This is a genomic window from Salmonella sp. SSDFZ54 (genome assembly GCF_004010735.1).
Taxonomy (GTDB): Bacteria; Pseudomonadota; Gammaproteobacteria; order Enterobacterales; family Enterobacteriaceae; genus Salmonella; species Salmonella enterica.
Genome location: NZ_CP034819.1, coordinates 3,537,630 through 3,554,893, shown reverse-complemented (window position 1 = coordinate 3,554,893; position 17,264 = coordinate 3,537,630). Strand labels below are relative to the sequence as shown.

At 53.0% G+C, this 17,264-nt stretch carries 16 protein-coding genes and 5 tRNA genes; 8 read left to right on the top strand and 13 right to left on the bottom strand.

Going from position 1 to position 17,264, the window contains the following annotated elements; all coding sequences use genetic code 11:
• Positions 1 to 125: 125 nt before the first annotated feature.
• The 6 genes from EOS97_RS17525 (at position 126) to gpmA (ending at position 6,491) form a co-directional block, all read left to right on the top strand.
• Positions 126 to 1,034: a DUF2167 domain-containing protein gene (locus tag EOS97_RS17525; protein WP_000885519.1), complete on the top strand. Its 909-nt coding sequence runs from the start codon at positions 126 to 128 to the stop codon at positions 1,032 to 1,034.
• A gap of 222 nt (positions 1,035 to 1,256) precedes the next feature.
• Positions 1,257 to 2,273, top strand: a complete 1,017-nt coding sequence (gene galE, locus EOS97_RS17520) for a UDP-glucose 4-epimerase GalE (protein WP_001265465.1) — start codon at positions 1,257 to 1,259, stop codon at positions 2,271 to 2,273.
• Positions 2,274 to 2,283: 10 nt separating this feature from the next.
• Positions 2,284 to 3,330 carry a galactose-1-phosphate uridylyltransferase gene (gene galT, locus EOS97_RS17515; protein ID WP_000187473.1) on the top strand — a complete coding sequence of 349 codons (1,047 nt, stop codon included), beginning with the start codon at positions 2,284 to 2,286 and terminating at the stop codon, positions 3,328 to 3,330.
• A 2-nt stretch (positions 3,331 to 3,332) separates the two neighbouring features.
• Positions 3,333 to 4,481: a galactokinase gene (gene galK, locus EOS97_RS17510; protein ID WP_001049368.1), complete on the top strand. Its 1,149-nt coding sequence runs from the start codon at positions 3,333 to 3,335 to the stop codon at positions 4,479 to 4,481.
• A complete protein-coding gene (gene galM, locus EOS97_RS17505) occupies positions 4,475 to 5,515 on the top strand; it encodes a galactose-1-epimerase (protein ID WP_000931428.1) in 1,041 nt (346 codons plus the stop codon). Before galK ends, galM begins: the two co-directional genes overlap by 7 nt.
• A 223-nt stretch (positions 5,516 to 5,738) precedes the next feature.
• On the top strand, positions 5,739 to 6,491 hold the full coding sequence (gene gpmA, locus EOS97_RS17500; protein WP_000301554.1) for a 2,3-diphosphoglycerate-dependent phosphoglycerate mutase: 753 nt from the start codon (positions 5,739 to 5,741) through the stop codon (positions 6,489 to 6,491).
• A gap of 90 nt (positions 6,492 to 6,581) precedes the next feature.
• Here gpmA and EOS97_RS17495 read toward each other — a convergent pair whose 3' ends face one another.
• From EOS97_RS17495 to aroG, 3 genes are all read right to left on the bottom strand, one after another.
• Positions 6,582 to 7,358 (bottom strand): ABC transporter ATP-binding protein, encoded by a 777-nt coding sequence (locus tag EOS97_RS17495; RefSeq protein ID WP_001214710.1) that lies wholly within the window; start codon positions 7,356 to 7,358, stop codon positions 6,582 to 6,584.
• Positions 7,358 to 8,437 (bottom strand): iron ABC transporter permease, encoded by a 1,080-nt coding sequence (locus tag EOS97_RS17490; protein WP_000128336.1) that lies wholly within the window; start codon positions 8,435 to 8,437, stop codon positions 7,358 to 7,360. The genes EOS97_RS17495 and EOS97_RS17490 overlap by 1 nt, the downstream gene beginning before the upstream one ends.
• Before the next feature lie 153 nt (positions 8,438 to 8,590).
• Positions 8,591 to 9,643: a 3-deoxy-7-phosphoheptulonate synthase AroG gene (gene aroG, locus EOS97_RS17485; RefSeq protein WP_001109234.1), complete on the bottom strand. Its 1,053-nt coding sequence runs from the start codon at positions 9,641 to 9,643 to the stop codon at positions 8,591 to 8,593.
• 319 nt (positions 9,644 to 9,962) lie between these two features.
• Between aroG and EOS97_RS17480 the strand changes: the two genes are divergently transcribed.
• Positions 9,963 to 10,349 (top strand): YbgS-like family protein, encoded by a 387-nt coding sequence (locus EOS97_RS17480; RefSeq protein WP_000784380.1) that lies wholly within the window; start codon positions 9,963 to 9,965, stop codon positions 10,347 to 10,349.
• A 110-nt stretch (positions 10,350 to 10,459) separates the two neighbouring features.
• Positions 10,460 to 11,398 carry a CDF family zinc transporter ZitB gene (gene zitB / locus EOS97_RS17475; protein WP_000951251.1) on the top strand — a complete coding sequence of 313 codons (939 nt, stop codon included), beginning with the start codon at positions 10,460 to 10,462 and terminating at the stop codon, positions 11,396 to 11,398.
• On the opposite strand, the gene pnuC is transcribed toward zitB, so the two are convergent.
• The 10 genes from pnuC to tolB form a co-directional block, all read right to left on the bottom strand.
• The gene (pnuC, locus tag EOS97_RS17470; RefSeq protein ID WP_000345373.1) at positions 11,395 to 12,114 is read right to left on the bottom strand and encodes a nicotinamide riboside transporter PnuC; all 720 of its coding nucleotides are present in this window, start codon (positions 12,112 to 12,114) and stop codon (positions 11,395 to 11,397) included. The two genes, zitB and pnuC, sit on opposite strands and share 4 nt — an antisense overlap.
• Before the next feature lie 25 nt (positions 12,115 to 12,139).
• Positions 12,140 to 13,183, bottom strand: coding sequence for a quinolinate synthase NadA (gene nadA / locus EOS97_RS17465; RefSeq protein ID WP_000115342.1), 1,044 nt, complete (start codon positions 13,181 to 13,183; stop codon positions 12,140 to 12,142).
• Between the two features lie 390 nt (positions 13,184 to 13,573).
• Positions 13,574 to 13,649 (bottom strand) — tRNA-Lys (locus EOS97_RS17460).
• Between the two features lie 134 nt (positions 13,650 to 13,783).
• A tRNA-Lys gene (locus tag EOS97_RS17455) sits at positions 13,784 to 13,859 on the bottom strand.
• Between the two features lie 142 nt (positions 13,860 to 14,001).
• A tRNA-Lys gene (locus EOS97_RS17450) sits at positions 14,002 to 14,077 on the bottom strand.
• A gap of 3 nt (positions 14,078 to 14,080) precedes the next feature.
• Positions 14,081 to 14,156: transfer RNA gene (locus EOS97_RS17445), tRNA-Val, on the bottom strand.
• A gap of 136 nt (positions 14,157 to 14,292) precedes the next feature.
• Positions 14,293 to 14,368 (bottom strand) — tRNA-Lys (locus tag EOS97_RS17440).
• 164 nt (positions 14,369 to 14,532) lie between these two features.
• On the bottom strand, positions 14,533 to 15,321 hold the full coding sequence (cpoB, locus tag EOS97_RS17435) for a cell division protein CpoB (RefSeq protein WP_000097554.1): 789 nt from the start codon (positions 15,319 to 15,321) through the stop codon (positions 14,533 to 14,535).
• A 9-nt stretch (positions 15,322 to 15,330) separates the two neighbouring features.
• Entirely contained in the window at positions 15,331 to 15,855 is a 525-nt protein-coding gene (gene pal, locus EOS97_RS17430; protein WP_001176623.1) for a peptidoglycan-associated lipoprotein Pal, read from the bottom strand.
• A 34-nt stretch (positions 15,856 to 15,889) separates the two neighbouring features.
• Entirely contained in the window at positions 15,890 to 17,182 is a 1,293-nt protein-coding gene (gene tolB, locus EOS97_RS17425) for a Tol-Pal system beta propeller repeat protein TolB (RefSeq protein ID WP_001805604.1), read from the bottom strand.
• Positions 17,183 to 17,264: the final 82 nt, after the last annotated feature.

The following is a 17,264-nucleotide window of genomic DNA, read 5'->3' as shown; positions in this document are numbered from 1 at the left end:
ATTTTATTAATAATAATAATAACGGTCGATAAGCTTACTATCTCTTGAATCGCTGACCGCCTCATTGTCATAATAATCCTGAAATTTTCGACAATGATGTCGTATGTGAATATAAGGGATTCATTATGGCTTTTCGTTTTCCACAAATAATACTATTTTTACTGGCAGCCATGTTATTTTGCCCCGGCAGTTATGCTGAGCAAAAGCCGACCGCTGCGCAGGAAGCGCGTAAAACCGCCGTTGAGGTCGCTGTTGAAGGCATGAGTCGCGCCGCCGTTGCGGGTCCGACAAAGATTAGTTTAGGTGATAAAGCCACGCTTAATCTGCCGGAAGGATTTACCTGGATACCCGCAAAAGAAGCGGCGGTATTTATGCGTGAAATTGGTAACTATGTTGACGATGAATATTTTTACGGTCTCGTATTTAAAAAGGAAATGAATGGATTTATTTCTATCGAATATGATGATTCTGGTTATGTAAAAGATGACGATGCAAAAAACTGGGATGCCGATGAATTAATGGATAACCTGCGCAAAGGCACAAAAGAAGCGAATAAAGATCGTATTGCAAAAGGCATTGAGCCGATAGAAATTATTGGCTGGATCGAGAAGCCTACCTACGATGCAACCAATCATCGTCTGATCTGGTCCGCCGCCATCCAGGATATCGGCACCAACGAACCACTGAATGAACAAGGCGTGAACTACAACACCTATCTGCTGGGACGTGAAGGCTATTTTTCTTTAAATCTGGTGACCGACAGAGGTTCTGTTGACCACGAAATCCCTCTGGCGAAAAGAATTCTCAGTTCCGTCAAGTTCAACGCTGGACAACGCTACGCTGACTTCAACGAATCAACGGACAAAATAGCGGAGTATGGGCTCGCCGCGCTGATTGGCGGTATCGCGGCCAAAAAAGTAGGTCTGCTTGCTATGCTCGGTATCGCGCTGCTTAAGTTCTGGAAAGTGACCGCCATCGGCGTCGTCGCTGTCGGGGCGCTCGCCAGGAAGCTACTCTCGCGTAAAAAAGACTGACAGCTCCTGCCCCGTCCGTTTAATTCCCAGGCGCGTAACGCGCCTTTTTTTCGGATAAAAAGCAGAAGCATTCTCAAGCCAGATGATTTGTAATCATTTAATTGATATAAATGCGTAAAATCACCAGTGTGTAAACGATTCCACTAATTTATTACATGTCACACTTTTCGCATCTTTGTTATGCTATGGTTATTCCATACCATAGGCTTAACGGAGCGAATTATGAGAGTATTGGTTACAGGTGGTAGCGGTTACATTGGAAGTCATACCTGCGTACAATTGCTGCAAAATGGTCATGACGTCGTCATCCTCGATAACCTCTGCAACAGCAAGCGCAGCGTGCTGCCCGTTATTGAACGTCTGGGCGGTAAGCACCCGACCTTTGTCGAAGGCGATATTCGCAACGAAGCGCTTATAACCGAAATTCTGCACGATCACGCGATTGATACCGTGATTCACTTTGCCGGCCTGAAAGCCGTCGGCGAATCGGTCGCCAGGCCGCTGGAGTACTATGACAACAACGTCAACGGTACGCTGCGGTTGGTCAGCGCCATGCGTGCGGCCAACGTTAAAAACCTTATTTTTAGCTCCTCTGCCACCGTTTATGGCGATCAGCCCAAGATCCCTTACGTCGAAAGTTTTCCTACCGGCACGCCGCAAAGCCCCTACGGCAAAAGTAAATTGATGGTAGAACAGATCCTCACCGATCTGCAAAAAGCCCAACCGGAGTGGAGTATTGCGCTGCTGCGTTATTTCAACCCGGTCGGCGCGCACCCGTCGGGCGACATGGGAGAAGATCCGCAAGGTATTCCGAATAACCTGATGCCCTATATCGCCCAGGTCGCCGTGGGGCGTCGCGAATCGCTCGCCGTTTTCGGCAACGATTACCCGACCGAGGATGGCACCGGCGTACGCGATTACATTCACGTTATGGACTTAGCCGACGGGCACGTCGTGGCGATGGAAAAACTGGCGGACAAATCCGGCGTACATATTTATAACCTCGGCGCGGGTGTCGGCAGTAGCGTCCTGGATGTGGTCAACGCCTTTAGTAAAGCCTGCGGTAAACCCATTAATTACCACTTCGCGCCGCGTCGCGACGGCGATCTCCCGGCGTATTGGGCGGATGCCAGCAAAGCCGATCGCGAGCTGAACTGGCGCGTCACCCGCACGCTTGACGAAATGGCGCAGGACACCTGGCACTGGCAGTCACGCCATCCGCAGGGATACCCAGATTAAGGACGTTGTTATGACCCCATTTAATCCCATCGATCATCCGCATCGCCGTTATAACCCGCTTACCGGCCAGTGGGTTCTGGTTTCGCCGCATCGCGCAAAACGCCCCTGGCAGGGGGCGCAGGAAACGCCGTCTCAGCAAATGCTGCCGGCCCACGATCCGGACTGCTTCTTGTGTGCGGGCAATACGCGTGTCACCGGCGATAAAAATCCCGATTACAAAGGGACTTACGTCTTTACTAACGATTTCGCGGCGCTGATGGCCGATACGCCGGATGCGCCGGACAGCCACGATCCGCTGATGCGCTGTCAGAGCGCGCGCGGCACCAGCCGCGTGATCTGCTTTTCTCCCGATCACAGTAAAACGCTGCCGGAGTTGAGCCTGCCCGCGCTGACGGAAATCGTCAGAACCTGGCAAACGCAGACCGCCGAGTTAGGCAAAACCTATCCGTGGGTGCAGGTCTTTGAAAATAAAGGCGCGGCGATGGGCTGTTCGAACCCGCATCCGCATGGCCAGGTCTGGGCCAACAGCTTCCTGCCGAATGAGGCCGAACGCGAAGATCGTTTACAAAAAGCCTACTTCGCCGAGCAGCGCTCGCCAATGCTGGTGGATTATGTCCAGCGAGAACTGGCGGACGGCAGCCGCACCGTGGTCGAAACCGAACACTGGCTGGCGGTGGTGCCTTACTGGGCGGCGTGGCCGTTTGAAACGCTACTGTTACCCAAAACGCATGTCCTGCGCATTACCGATTTAAGCGACGAGCAGCGCGACTCTCTGGCGCTGGCGTTGAAAAAGCTGACCAGTCGTTATGACAACCTGTTTCAGTGTTCATTCCCCTACTCAATGGGCTGGCACGGCGCGCCGTTTAACGGTGAAGAAAACGCACACTGGCAGTTGCACGCACACTTTTACCCGCCGCTGCTGCGCTCTGCGACCGTCCGTAAATTTATGGTCGGCTATGAAATGTTGGCGGAAACCCAGCGTGATTTAACCGCAGAACAAGCGGCTGAACGCCTGCGCGCGGTCAGCGACATCCATTTTCGCGAATCCGGAGTATAAAAATGAATCTGAAAGAGAAAACGCGCGCGCTGTTTGCTGAAATTTTCGGCTACCCTGCCACCCACACGATTCAGGCGCCAGGCCGCGTCAATCTGATCGGCGAGCACACTGATTACAATGATGGTTTTGTTCTGCCCTGCGCTATTGATTACCAGACCGTAATTAGCTGTGCGCCGCGCGACGATCGTACCGTACGGGTGATTGCCGCCGATTACGACAATCAGGTGGACGAATTTTCACTGGATGCGCCGATCGTGACCCACGATAGCCAGCAGTGGTCTAACTATGTGCGCGGCGTAGTGAAACACCTGCAACAGCGTAACAACGCGTTTGGCGGCGTGGATATGGTCATCAGCGGCAATGTGCCGCAGGGCGCCGGGTTAAGCTCCTCCGCCTCGCTGGAAGTGGCGGTGGGCACCGTCTTCCAGCAGCTTTATCACCTGCCGCTGGACGGCGCGCAAATTGCGCTCAACGGACAAGAGGCCGAGAACCAGTTTGTCGGCTGTAACTGCGGCATTATGGATCAGCTCATCTCTGCGCTCGGCAAAAAAGATCATGCGCTGCTGATTGATTGCCGTACGCTCGGTGCCAAAGCGGTTTCCATGCCGAAAGGTGTCGCAGTGGTGATCATCAACAGTAACTTTAAGCGCACGCTGGTGGGCAGCGAGTATAATACCCGCCGTGAACAGTGCGAAACCGGCGCCCGTTTCTTCCAGCAGCCGGCCCTGCGCGATGTCAGCCTTGAGGCGTTCAATGCCGTTGCCAGCGAACTGGACCCGGTAGTCGCAAAACGCGTTCGCCATGTATTGAGCGAAAATGCGCGCACCGTTGAAGCGGCAAGCACGCTGGAGAAAGGTGATTTGCAACGTATGGGCCAACTGATGGCGGAGTCCCATGCCTCAATGCGCGATGATTTCGAAATTACCGTCCCGCAGATAGACACGCTGGTAGACATCGTCAAAGCGACCATCGGCGATCAAGGCGGCGTGCGCATGACCGGCGGCGGCTTCGGCGGCTGTGTTGTCGCGCTGATCCCGGAAGATCTGGTTCCCGCTGTTCAGCAGGCCGTTGCGCAACAGTACGAAGCGAAAACCGGAATCAAAGAAACCTTTTATGTATGCAAACCGTCACAAGGAGCAGGACAGTGCTAAATGAAACGCCCGCACTGGCCCCCGATGGTCAACCGTACCGCCTGCTAACCCTGCGCAACAGCGCAGGGATGGTGGTAACGCTGATGGACTGGGGAGCCACTCTTCTTTCCGCCCGTATTCCGCTGTCTGACGGCAGCGTTCGGGAAGCATTGCTGGGCTGCGCCAGCCCGGAACACTACCCTGAACAGACGTCATTCCTCGGCGCCTCTATTGGCCGTTACGCGAACCGTATCGCCAATAGCCGCTATACGTTTGCCGGCGAAACCGTACAGTTAAGCCCAAGTCAGGGCGAGAACCAGTTACACGGCGGACCGGAAGGCTTTGACAAGCGCCGCTGGCAAATTGTGAACCAGAACGATCGCCAGGTATTATTCGCGCTCACCTCTGATGACGGCGACCAGGGCTTTCCTGGCCATCTTTGCGCCACGGCGCAATATCGTCTGACCGATGACAATAGAATATCCATCACCTACCGGGCGACGGTCGATAAACCCTGTCCGGTGAATTTGACCAACCACGTCTATTTTAATCTGGACGGCGATCGGACCGACGTGCGCCAACATAAGCTGCAAATTCTGGCGGATGAGTATCTGCCGGTAGATGAATCCGGTATTCCACGCCAGGGGCTAAAATCGGTAGCCAATACCTCGTTTGACTTCCGGATGCCAAAAGTCATTGCCAGTGAATTTCTCGCCGATGACGATCAGCGCAAGGTTAAAGGCTACGATCATGCTTTCCTGCTACAGACGCAGGGTGATGGCAAAAAGCCGGCGGCCCGTCTGTGGTCACAGGATGGAAAGCTACAAATGATGGTTTACACCACCGCCCCGGCGTTGCAGTTTTATTCCGGCAATTATCTGGCGGGTACACCTTCCCGCGGGCCGGAACCTTATGCCGACTGGCAAGGGCTGGCGCTGGAAAGCGAACTGCTGCCGGACAGTCCGAATCATCCTGAATGGCCGCAGCCTGACTGTATCCTTCGCCCTGGCGAGGAGTACGCCAGCCTGACCGAGTATCAGTTTATTCCGTTCTAACGATATGCCGCTACATGCCCGATGACGCAAGCTTATCGGGCCTACGCGCCATTGCCCTGCTCAAACCTCCACCACTTAAAGACAAAATCGCAACCCTGAGTTCACAAGAACCTTACACTGCGCCACTATTTTCGCTATGGTTATGCGTAAGCATTGCCGCCAACACCTCGCGGCAATATAATGAGAATTATTATCATTACATATGATTTATAGGAGTGAGAGTATGGCTGTAACTAAGCTGGTTCTGGTACGTCACGGTGAAAGTCAATGGAACAAAGAGAACCGTTTCACCGGCTGGTATGATGTTGACCTGTCTGAAAAAGGCGTAAGCGAAGCAAAAGCAGCGGGTAAACTGCTAAAAGAAGAAGGTTTCAGCTTTGATTTTGCCTACACTTCCGTACTGAAACGCGCTATCCATACGCTGTGGAACGTACTGGATGAACTGGATCAGGCGTGGCTACCGGTGGAAAAATCCTGGAAACTCAATGAACGTCACTATGGCGCGTTGCAGGGGCTGAATAAAGCGGAAACGGCAGAAAAATATGGTGACGAGCAGGTTAAGCAGTGGCGCCGCGGTTTTGCCGTGACGCCGCCGGAACTGACCAAAGATGATGAGCGTTATCCGGGTCACGATCCACGTTATGCCAAACTGAGCGAGAAAGAGCTGCCGTTGACCGAAAGTCTGGCGCTGACCATCGACCGCGTTATTCCTTACTGGAACGACACCATCCTGCCGCGTATGAAGAGCGGTGAGCGCGTGATCATCGCCGCTCACGGTAACTCATTGCGTGCGCTGGTGAAATACCTGGATAACATGAGTGAAGATGAGATCCTTGAGTTAAACATCCCGACCGGCGTGCCGCTGGTGTATGAGTTCGACGAAAACTTCAAGCCGATCAAACATTACTATCTGGGCAACGCTGACGAGATCGCTGCGAAAGCGGCTGCCGTGGCGAATCAGGGTAAAGCGAAGTAATCACCTTTGCCGGATGGCGGTATAACTGCCTTATCCGGCCTACGAGCAATGGGTAGGCCGGATAAGCGCAGCGCCATCAGGCAATATGTCTTAAACAGCGATCACGCCGTCCAGCACCACCTGCAATTTACCCTGCGAACAGCGCTCCACGCGTCCTCGTACCCGGTACACTTCAGCCAGACGCTCCGCAGTAATCACCGTCTCCGGCGCGCCGCTGGCGACCAGCCTGCCGTCTTTTAGCATCAGGACATGGTCACCATGACGCAGTGCAATATTAATGTCATGCGCCACGACTATCGTCACCCTATTTTGCGCCTGGGTATCCCGACGCACGAGATCCATTACGTGAAACTGATAGTTTAAATCCAGCGCGCTGAGCGGCTCATCCAGCAACAGAAGTTCAGGGCGACGAATCAGCGATTGCGCCAGACCCACTAACTGCCGCTGACCGCCGGAAAGCTGGTCGAGATACTGCAACGCCAGATGCGTTATGCCCAATTGCTCAAGGATAGCCAGTATCTGCGCTCTGCCCTGCGCATTGTCTCTGCCGCCTGATGCCCGCAGTACCACGATAATCGACTCCAGTACATGCAGATGTACGCCCTGCGGTAATGACTGCGGCAAAAACACAACTTTCTGCGCCCGCTCGGCAAACGATAACGACATGAGATCTTCGCCATCAAGCAGCGCCTCGCCGTCGGCGTTATTCAGCCCGGCCAGCGAACGTAGTAACGTCGATTTACCACAGCCGTTCGGCCCCAGCAAAATGGTAATTTTCCCGCGCGGCAGTAAGGGAACGTTGAGATCTGCAATAACCGGCTGAGTGGAATAGCCGGCGCTAAATGAGCGGAGCATTAACCCGCGCATCAGAGACTCCCCCGATGTCGCAATACAATGCTTAAAAAGAACGGAACCCCGACCAGCGAGGTGACAATCCCCACCGGCACCATGACGCCCGGAATACTATTTTTCGCCGCAATAGAGGCCAGCGATAACACCAGCCCGCCTATCAGCACGCTGCCCGGAAGGTAGAAACGGTGATCTTCCCCCAAAAGTATTCGCGCAATGTGCGGCGCAACGAGACCAATAAAACCAATCGGCCCGACGAAAGCTACCGCCAGCGCTGATAACAAGCTGATACGCAACAATGACAGCAGGCGTAAACGGCGGACATGAATCCCAAAGCTCATCGCCCTCTCTTCGCCCAGACGTAATGCCGTGAGTTGCCAGGCGCTTCGTAACGCGCAAAAAAGCACAGCAATAAACACCACGGCCAGTACGCCCAATTTTTCCCACGACGCGCGGACCAGGCTCCCCATCGTCCAGAATACCAGCCCCTGCAGCGTATCTTCATCAGCCACAAACTGCATAATGGCGACCAACGCGTTAAAGGTGAATACCAGCGCAATACCGAACAACACCACTCCGGATGCGGCGACGCCTGTCCAACGGGTAATACCGTCCAGGAGTAACGCGGATAACAGCGCAAAGATGAACGCATTGGCCGGGATAAACCAGGCGGCAGGAATACCGGGAATACCGATCCCCAACACAATCGCCAGCGCAGCGCCAAAAGCCGCCGCGGACGATACGCCGAGGGTAAACGGCGTCGCCAGCGGATTATTTAAAATGGTTTGCATTTCAGCGCCCGCTAACCCTAACGCCATGCCCACCAGTAGGGCCATCAGGGCATAGGGTAAGCGGATATCCCAGACAATAACGTGTATGCCCGCATTCACCTTTTCCGGTTGAAAAAGCGCCTGCCACAGCGCACTGAGCGGTAAACCAGAAGACCCACAGGTTACATCCACCATCAGTGAAGCCATCATCGCCAGCGCAATAGCTAACATGAGCACAGCCCGTTTTCGTATGATCTGGCGATAGCGCGGAATGACGGGCGTGGAAGCGAAACCGGGGGCCAAAAGTGATTTGTCCTGACAGGTCATGGTTCGGGCTACGTTATTAATCAGAGGAGAATTATAGCGCCGAATTATTTCGTTATATATTTATTTATATTTCGATTAATGACACGGTGGCCTATCTCACCGGTTTCCAAATAAAAAACCGGCCTTACGGGCCGGTTTAAGACGTAATGAAGATTAGCCGCGACGGGCTTTTACCGCTGCCGACAACTGACGAAGCAGCGCATCGGTATCTTCCCAGCCAATACAGGCGTCAGTAATGCTTTTACCGTAGGTCAGCGGCTGACCGCTTTCCAGACTCTGGTTTCCTTCTACCAGATGACTCTCGACCATCACGCCAATAATCGCTTTTTCACCGCCCGCTATCTGCTGACAGACATCGGCGCAAACCTCCATCTGCTTTTGAAATTGCTTACAGGAGTTGGCATGGCTGAAATCGATCATGACCTGCGGCGTCAGTCCCGCTTTGGTGAGGCCTTCTTTCACCTCAGCAACATGCTGCGCGCTATAGTTTGGCGCTTTACCGCCGCGCAGAATGATATGGCAGTCGCCGTTGCCGCTGGTATTCACAATCGCCGAATGACCCCATTTAGTGACGGAGAGGAAGCAATGCGGCGCGCCGGCGGCGTTGATGGCGTCAATGGCGACTTTAATCGTGCCATCAGTACCATTTTTAAAACCGACCGGACAAGAGAGGCCAGACGCCAGTTCGCGATGAACCTGGGATTCAGTAGTCCGCGCGCCAATGGCGCCCCAGCTCATCAGATCGGCCAGATATTGCGGCGTGATCATATCGAGGAATTCGCCGGCGGCAGGCAGGCCGCTGTCGTTAATATCCAGCAGCAGTTTGCGCGCAATACGCAGACCGTCGTTAATCTGGAAGCTGTTATCCATGTGCGGATCGTTAATCAGCCCTTTCCAGCCGACGGTGGTACGCGGTTTCTCAAAATAGACGCGCATGACAATTTCAAGCTCGCCTTGAAGCTCATCACGTAGCGCCAGCAAACGGGCGGCATACTCTTTCGCCGCTGCCGGATCATGAATTGAACAAGGACCGATCACCACCAGCAGACGATCGTCATTGCCTTTGAGAATTTTATGGATAGCTTTGCGCGCGTGAGCAACGGTATTTGCTGCATTTTCCGTGGCGGGAAACTTTTCCAGCAGCGCGACCGGAGGTAATAACTCGTTGATTTCTTTAATGCGTAAATCGTCGTTCTGATAATTCATGTTTATTCCAGTGTTGCCGTACTTATCCCAATGAATGCAATCCCTCCAATCTATCTCTTCAATTAAATAGTGTAAACGGGCTTTTACACTTTGAACGGAATAATCCTGGAATTCAGGAAAAAAACGCACAAATGTAGCGAAAAATGGGATCTAACCTACACTTTTTAACTGTAACCACTCTGTTTATGAATTATTGCAAGATTCTCTGCTGCGTTAACCCGCGGCGGCGAACGCTTTTTATCCCTTATTTGAGGATTTGACTGACACGTGCACTGTTGGAAGAGGTTATCCGACATATCCACCATAACAGGAGCATCTTATGAAAATGACAAAACTGACTACGCTTTTACTCACCGCTACCCTCGGCCTTGCCAGCGGCGCAGCGTTAGCTGCTGAATCTAACGCGCAATCCAGTAATGGCCAGGCGAACTCGGCGGCAAATGCCGGTCAGGTTGCCCCGGACGCCCGCCAGAATGTAGCGCCGAATGATGTGAATAACAACGACATCAATACCAACGGCAATACTAACAGCACGATGCAGCATCCAGACGGTTCAACCATGAATCATGACGGAATGACCAAGGATGAAGAGCATAAAAATACCATGTGTAAAGACGGTCGCTGCCCGGATATTAATAAAAAAGTGGAAACCGGTAATGGCGTCAATAATGACGTGAATACCAAAACCGACGGTACCACACAGTAATGCAGAAAAAAGTCTGATAACGGGAGAGCTTTCGCTCTCCTTTTTATTTTGTCAGCGAAAAATCAGTATGATGTCTACAGTATTGATGAGAATAACAAAGGAATGACGTTATGGCGCACTCACACTCTCATGCCGATTCACACCTGCCGAAAGATAATAATGCTCGTCGCCTGCTTTTCGCCTTTATCGTCACTGCCGGATTTATGCTCCTTGAGGTGGTGGGCGGGATACTCTCCGGCTCTCTGGCGTTGTTGGCGGATGCGGGACATATGCTCACCGACGCGGCGGCCCTTCTCTTTGCGCTGCTGGCGGTTCAATTTTCCCGTCGTCCCCCGACTGTTCGCCACACTTTTGGCTGGCTAAGACTCACCACACTGGCGGCTTTTGTGAATGCCATTGCGTTGGTGGTCATTACCCTTCTCATTGTCTGGGAAGCGATAGAGCGCTTTTACACGCCACGTCCGGTGGCGGGCAATCTGATGATGGTGATTGCGGTTGCGGGTCTGCTGGCGAACCTGTTTGCGTTCTGGATTCTCCATCGGGGAAGCGATGAAAAAAACCTGAACGTGCGCGCTGCCGCGCTACATGTGATGGGCGATTTGCTGGGTTCCGTCGGCGCAATAGTCGCCGCGCTGATCATTATCTGGACGGGCTGGACGCCAGCGGACCCGATTCTCTCTATTCTGGTTTCGGTACTGGTGTTACGCAGCGCCTGGCGTTTGTTAAAAGATAGCGTCAACGAATTGCTGGAAGGCGCGCCGGTTTCGCTGGATATTAATGCCTTACAGCGCCATTTAAGCCGGGAAATCCCCGAAGTCCGTAACGTACACCATGTGCATGTTTGGATGGTCGGCGAAAAACCGGTCATGACATTGCACGCTCAGGTCATTCCGCCACACGACCATGATGCGCTGCTGGAACGTATCCAGGATTTCCTGATGCACGAATACCATATTGCGCACGCCACGATTCAGATGGAGTATCAAGTGTGTCACGGCCCGGACTGTCATCTGAATCAGACATCGTCCGGGCATGTTCATCACCATTAACGGGAAAGCGCGCGCGATCCTCGCTCCCGCGCGCTGTTTATCCACAGGCGGCTACCGTTCACGGCGATAAATGTCAGGATCAGATATTCCAGCGACATCGCATAGACGCCCTGCAAAGCAAAAATCACCACACTGATCACGTTGATTACCACCCACAGGAGCCAGTTTTCGACATATTTGCGTGTCATCAGAATCATCGCCGCGATAGACAGCACCATCATGCAAGAGTCCCAGAACGGGAAAGCGTCCGGTTGCAGTACAGGCATTGTCACCTGTAACCCCAGCATCTGCATAATGGCGACGGCCACGCGCGTCAGGACGGCGAATACGGGATCGATATATCGCGTCATCAAACCGATAACTATCACACATATCGCCAGCCATGCCATTGCTTTTGGCAACGGCAGCCAGCGGATTTTAAGCTCGGCTTGATTATCCTTTGTTTGCCGCGACCACGCATACCAGCCATAAATATTGGCGGCAAAGAAAAAGAGTTGCAGCAACAGGCTGGCATAAAGCTGGATCTGAAAGAAAATAATCGCAAACAGGGTGACGTTAACCAGTCCAAAAAAGTAGTTGCTGATCTTCTCCAGACTGGCAAGCCAAATACAGAGCAGGCCGGCGATGGTTCCTACCGCTTCGATCCACGAGAGATCGTACCCGCCAGCGCCAATCGGAATATGAATCAGTATGTTGTGCGTACTAAAAAAATCCATTCTCTCCCCCCAAAGATTTCCGTCTTTACGCCCGAAGTGTAGTCGCAAAATCCAGCATCCGGTTGAGGGGCAGTAATGCGCCCTCGCGTAGCGCCGCATCAACCTGTATTTCATGCGCCGCGCCTCCCTGCTCCAGCCCTTCAGCAATGGCTTTCAGGCCATTCATCGCCATCCACGGACAGTGCGCGCAGCTACGGCAGGTCGCCCCCTCGCCAGCCGTGGGCGCTTCAAGCAGCTCTTTTTCAGGCACCGCCTGCTGCATTTTGTAGAAGATGCCGCGATCGGTCGCCACGATAAGCTGTCTGTGCGGCAGCGTTTCTGCCGCCTTAATAAGCTGACTGGTGGAGCCCACCGCATCGGCCATTTCGACAATGGACTGCGGCGATTCAGGGTGAACCAGAAGAGCGGCATCGGGATAGATTTTTTTTAAACGGGTCAACGCCTGGGTTTTAAACTCGTCATGCACGATACACGCCCCTTGCCAACACAGTACATCGGCCCCGGTCTGTTTTTGCACGTAATTCCCCAGGTGTCTGTCCGGCGCCCAGATAATTTTTTCCCCCAAACTATCCAGATGCTCAATCAATTCTACGGCGATACTGGAGGTCACAACCCAGTCCGCACGCGCTTTAACAGCAGCCGAGGTGTTAGCATAGACCACTACGGTTCTGTCAGGGTGCGCATCACAAAAAGCGCTAAATTCGTCTATTGGGCAGCCTAAATCCAGCGAACATTCCGCCGCCAGGGTAGGCATAAGAATGGTCTTTTCCGGGCTGAGGATTTTGGCGGTTTCCCCCATAAACCGTACGCCCGCTACCAGTAACGTGGATGCGGCGTGCTTCGCGCCGAAACGGGCCATTTCCAGTGAGTCGGAAATACAGCCGCCGGTTTCTTCTGCTAACTGTTGAATTTCCGGATCGGTGTAGTAGTGCGCCACCATGACGGCATTGCGCTCTTTGAGCAACCGCTTGATTTTCTCACGATAAAATTGCTTTTCGTCGTCGTTCAACGGCGTTGGTTTCGGCGGGAACGGGTAGATTGCGGCTTGTGGGTCAAACATTACGCTCATCGTGGCTTCTCGTTTTACTGACTTAACGAAACAACCGAATGAAAGCGTAATAAACGCCACAATCGGTTAATTTGTTTTATATGCTAAACAAGATAGCTGATTCAATAAGGAAAGTCACAATAATTACGTAGCCCGTATCTGATGGCGGCGTAACGTCTTATCTGGCCTACGTGAGCGGTGCCGTCTGTAGGCCTGATAAGCGCAGCGCATCAGGCAAGACCCGAACCTGCGGCAGGTTCGAATCTTCCATATTGCAGATAGCAAAAAGGCGCCGCCAGCGCCCTCTTTTACATTGATGGGTCGTGCAGGATGACTCGCTTCGCTCGCCCTTCGGGCCGTTGCTGACGCAACGTTATCCTTCACGCTCAACATCTGAGTTTGATGTTAAATTGGTGGGTCGTGCAGGATTCGAACCTGCGACCAATTGATTAAAAGTCAACTGCTCTACCAACTGAGCTAACGACCCCTTGGATAAGGGTTACTGCTTCAATCATTCAGGATGGTGGGTCGTGCAGGATGACTCGGCTTCGCCTCGCCCTTCGGGCCGTTGCTAAAGCAACGTTATCCTTCACGTTCTCTACCAGTTACCACCTTGTATATTGGTGGGTCGTGCAGGATTCGAACCTGCGACCAATTGATTAAAAGTCAACTGCTCTACCAACTGAGCTAACGACCCATACGGGTGCTGCCTGAAAGATTTTACTCGGACCATCTAAAGATGGTGGGTCGTGCAGGATGACTCGGCTTCGCCTCGCCCTACGGGCCGTTGCTGACGCAACGTTATCCTTCACGTTCAACATCTGAGTTTGATGTTAAATTGGTGGGTCGTGCAGGATTCGAACCTGCGACCAATTGATTAAAAGTCAACTGCTCTACCAACTGAGCTAACGACCCAAGTGGTGGGTGATGACGGGATCGAACCGCCGACCCCCTCCTTGTAAGGGAGGTGCTCTCCCAGCTGAGCTAATCACCCGATACTACGCTGGATATTACTGACTAACCGAAGTTAGTGGTGGGTCGTGCAGGATGACTCGGCTTCGCCTCGCCCTACGGGCCGTTGCTAAAGCAACGTTATCCTTCACGTTTTATTCTCGTTTCCACCGAACGATTGGTGGGTCGTGCAGGATTCGAACCTGCGACCAATTGATTAAAAGTCAACTGCTCTACCAACTGAGCTAACGACCCACTTTTGCGTTGCTTTCGAGTTGTTTAATATCCCGTGGCAACGGCGGCATATATTACTGATTTCAGATTTGAGCGCAACAAAAATTTCGACGCAGGGGGCTCAACTGCTTAGGAATCGCACGACGCGACCAGAAAAAAGGCGTTTTCTGGTCGCATGGTACGCATTACATCGCGTTAAGACGCTTCTGCGCCTGTTTCGCGCCATCAGTGCCAGGATATTTGTTAATCACCTGCTGATAAACCGCTTTCGCTTTTGCCGTATCACCTTTGTCCTGCATGATAACGCCAACTTTGTACATCGCGTCCGCAGCCTTCGGCGACTTAGGATAGTTTTTTACTACCGAGGCGAAATAATAGGCGGCATCATCTTTTTTACCCTTGTTGTAATTCAACTGGCCCAGCCAATAATTGGCGTTCGGCTGATAAGTAGAATCAGGGTATTTCTTGATGAAGTTCTGAAACGCCACAATCGCATCATCCTGGCGAGACTTATCCTGCACCAGCGCAATTGCCGCATTGTAATCGGTATTCGCATCGCCACTTTGTACCGGCGCCCCTGAGGTTGCCGTACCGGCATCCGGAGCGGAGGTCGCAGCGGTTGCCGCCACGCTCTGGTCACCAGCTGCTGGCTGCGCTGCGCCGCCATTATTTAAGCTCCCCAGCTGCAGCATAATTTGCTTCTGGCGCTCCATCACCTGATTCAGTTGATACTGATTTTCCTGGATTTGGCCGCGCAAAGAATCGATATCAGACTGATTATCGGAGAGCTGCTGCTGAAGTTGGGTTAAAAGCTGGCTGTGAGCGTTAGAGATACGCTCAAGTTGAGTGACGCGGTCTTCGACCGAGCCTGAGCCGACACTACTGATTGGCGCCTGAGCAAAAGCGGCCCAGGGGGCCGCTATGCCAACCAGTAACGACAGACTCAACAGGTGATGTCTGAAGTTACTGCTCATGCAATTCTCTTAGTAAACCAGTACAGCGCGACGGTTCTTAGCGTAAGCCGCTTCGTCGTGGCCCAGTACGGCAGGTTTTTCTTTACCGTAAGAAACGATGGAGATCTGGTCAGCGGAAACGCCTTTACCCTGCAGATACATCTTAACAGCGTTCGCACGACGCTCACCCAGGGAGATGTTGTACTCCGGAGTACCGCGTTCGTCCGCGTGACCTTCTACGGTGACTTTGTAAGACGGGTTGCTACGCAGGAAGTTAGCGTGCGCATCCAGCATTGCCGCGAAGTCAGAACGGATATCGTACTTGTCGAGATCGAAGTAAACGATGTTGTTCTGCTGCAGCTGCTGCATCTGCAGACGCGCTTGCTCTTCAGACGACATATTGCCGCTACCGTTCGAATCCATACCCGTGCCGGCGCCGTTCAGCATACCGCCTTCGCTACCGTCATTGCTGGCGTTCTTGTTGGAAGAACATGCCGCGATTGCCATAACAGGCAGGGCAATCATCAGGCCCTTCAGCACTTTGTTCAGTTGCATTTCTTTAATTCCTTTAGTAATCAATTAATTATTATCACAGATACGGCGACCAGGCAGGCGATTTCACCTGACCATCAGTTGCCGGAAGACGCGCTTTGAAACGCCCATCTGTAGAAACCAAATTCAGCACAGATCCCATCCCCTGAGAAGAGCTGTAGATTACCATCGTGCCGTTAGGTGCCAGACTTGGCGTTTCATCCAGGAACGTTGACGACAGAACCTGTACGCCCCCCGTCACCAGATCTTGTTTGGCAATGTGCTGCTGCCCGTTATTTGAGCTTACCATTACCATAAATTTACCGTCGCTGCTGACATCCGCATCCTGGTTTTGCGAACCTTCCCAGGTAATACGTTGCGCCGCACCGCCGTTAATGTTCATTTTATACACTTGCGGACGTCCAGCCTGGTCAGAGGTAAAGGCCAGAGTCTGGCTGTCCGGGAACCAGGTCGGCTCCGTATTGTTGCTACGCCCGTCCGTTATCTGACGAATCTGGCCGGAAGCGAGATCCATGACGTACAGGTTCAGACTTCCGGTTTTCGATAACGCGAACGCCAGTTTCGTCCCATCCGGCGAGAAGGCCGGCGCGCCGTTGTGACGCGGGAAGGACGCAACCTGACGCACTGCGCCGTTTGCCAGCGTCTGGATAACCAGCGCGGAGCGACCGCTTTCAAATGTCACGTAAGCCAGTTTTGAGCCGTCCGGAGACCACGCCGGAGACATCAACGGCTGCGGAGAACGGTGCACTACGAACTGATTGTAGCCATCGTAATCCGACACACGTAGTTCATACGGGAACTGACCGCCATTAGTCTGTACCACATAGGCGATACGAGTACGGAACGCGCCCTTAATGCCCGTCAGTTTTTCAAAGACTTCGTCACTGGCGGTATGACCTGCATAACGCAGCCACTGCTTGTTCACTTTATAAGAGTTTTGCGCCAGTACGATACCCGGCGCGCCGCCAGTGTCAACCAGCTGATAAGCAACATTGTAGGAACCGTCCGGATTCGGCGTGACCTGTCCAACGACGACGGCATCAATACCCAGCGCAGACCATGCGGTAGGCTGAACTTCCTGAGCGGTGGCTGGCTGCTGCGGCAGTCGGGACCGGTCTAGCGGATTAAATTTACCGCTATTGCGTAAATCTGCCGCCACGATGCCACCGATATCTTCAGGCGCAGCGCCCGGCCCGGCCCATTTAAAAGGCACAACGCCAATCGGTCGCGCCGAGTCCACCCCCTGGGTGATCTCGATACGGACTTCTGCGTGCAGCACTGCCGCCCACAGCATCAGAAAACCAAATGCTACTCGTAATGCCTGCTTCATCATATCTCCCATACCTGGGCCTGCGACCCACGATAATTTAGCAGAATGTTAACAAACTCAAATACACAAAACCACCAGGACC

What these genes read in the sequence shown, in the direction of transcription:
- EOS97_RS17490 (WP_000128336.1), bottom strand. Translation starts at nt 8,437, where the DNA reads ATGACCTGTCAGGACAAATCACTTTTGGCCCCCGGTTTCGCTTCCACG.
- zitB (WP_000951251.1), top strand. Translation starts at nt 10,460, where the DNA reads ATGGCGCACTCACACTCTCATGCCGATTCACACCTGCCGAAAGATAAT.
- gpmA (WP_000301554.1), top strand. Translation starts at nt 5,739, where the DNA reads ATGGCTGTAACTAAGCTGGTTCTGGTACGTCACGGTGAAAGTCAATGG.
- cpoB (WP_000097554.1), bottom strand. Translation starts at nt 15,321, where the DNA reads ATGAGCAGTAACTTCAGACATCACCTGTTGAGTCTGTCGTTACTGGTT.
- galT (WP_000187473.1), top strand. Translation starts at nt 2,284, where the DNA reads ATGACCCCATTTAATCCCATCGATCATCCGCATCGCCGTTATAACCCG.
- pnuC (WP_000345373.1), bottom strand. Translation starts at nt 12,114, where the DNA reads ATGGATTTTTTTAGTACGCACAACATACTGATTCATATTCCGATTGGC.
- galK (WP_001049368.1), top strand. Translation starts at nt 3,333, where the DNA reads ATGAATCTGAAAGAGAAAACGCGCGCGCTGTTTGCTGAAATTTTCGGC.
- pal (WP_001176623.1), bottom strand. Translation starts at nt 15,855, where the DNA reads ATGCAACTGAACAAAGTGCTGAAGGGCCTGATGATTGCCCTGCCTGTT.
- aroG (WP_001109234.1), bottom strand. Translation starts at nt 9,643, where the DNA reads ATGAATTATCAGAACGACGATTTACGCATTAAAGAAATCAACGAGTTA.
- EOS97_RS17480 (WP_000784380.1), top strand. Translation starts at nt 9,963, where the DNA reads ATGAAAATGACAAAACTGACTACGCTTTTACTCACCGCTACCCTCGGC.
- galE (WP_001265465.1), top strand. Translation starts at nt 1,257, where the DNA reads ATGAGAGTATTGGTTACAGGTGGTAGCGGTTACATTGGAAGTCATACC.
- EOS97_RS17525 (WP_000885519.1), top strand. Translation starts at nt 126, where the DNA reads ATGGCTTTTCGTTTTCCACAAATAATACTATTTTTACTGGCAGCCATG.
- nadA (WP_000115342.1), bottom strand. Translation starts at nt 13,183, where the DNA reads ATGAGCGTAATGTTTGACCCACAAGCCGCAATCTACCCGTTCCCGCCG.
- EOS97_RS17495 (WP_001214710.1), bottom strand. Translation starts at nt 7,358, where the DNA reads ATGCGCGGGTTAATGCTCCGCTCATTTAGCGCCGGCTATTCCACTCAG.
- tolB (WP_001805604.1), bottom strand. Translation starts at nt 17,182, where the DNA reads ATGAAGCAGGCATTACGAGTAGCATTTGGTTTTCTGATGCTGTGGGCG.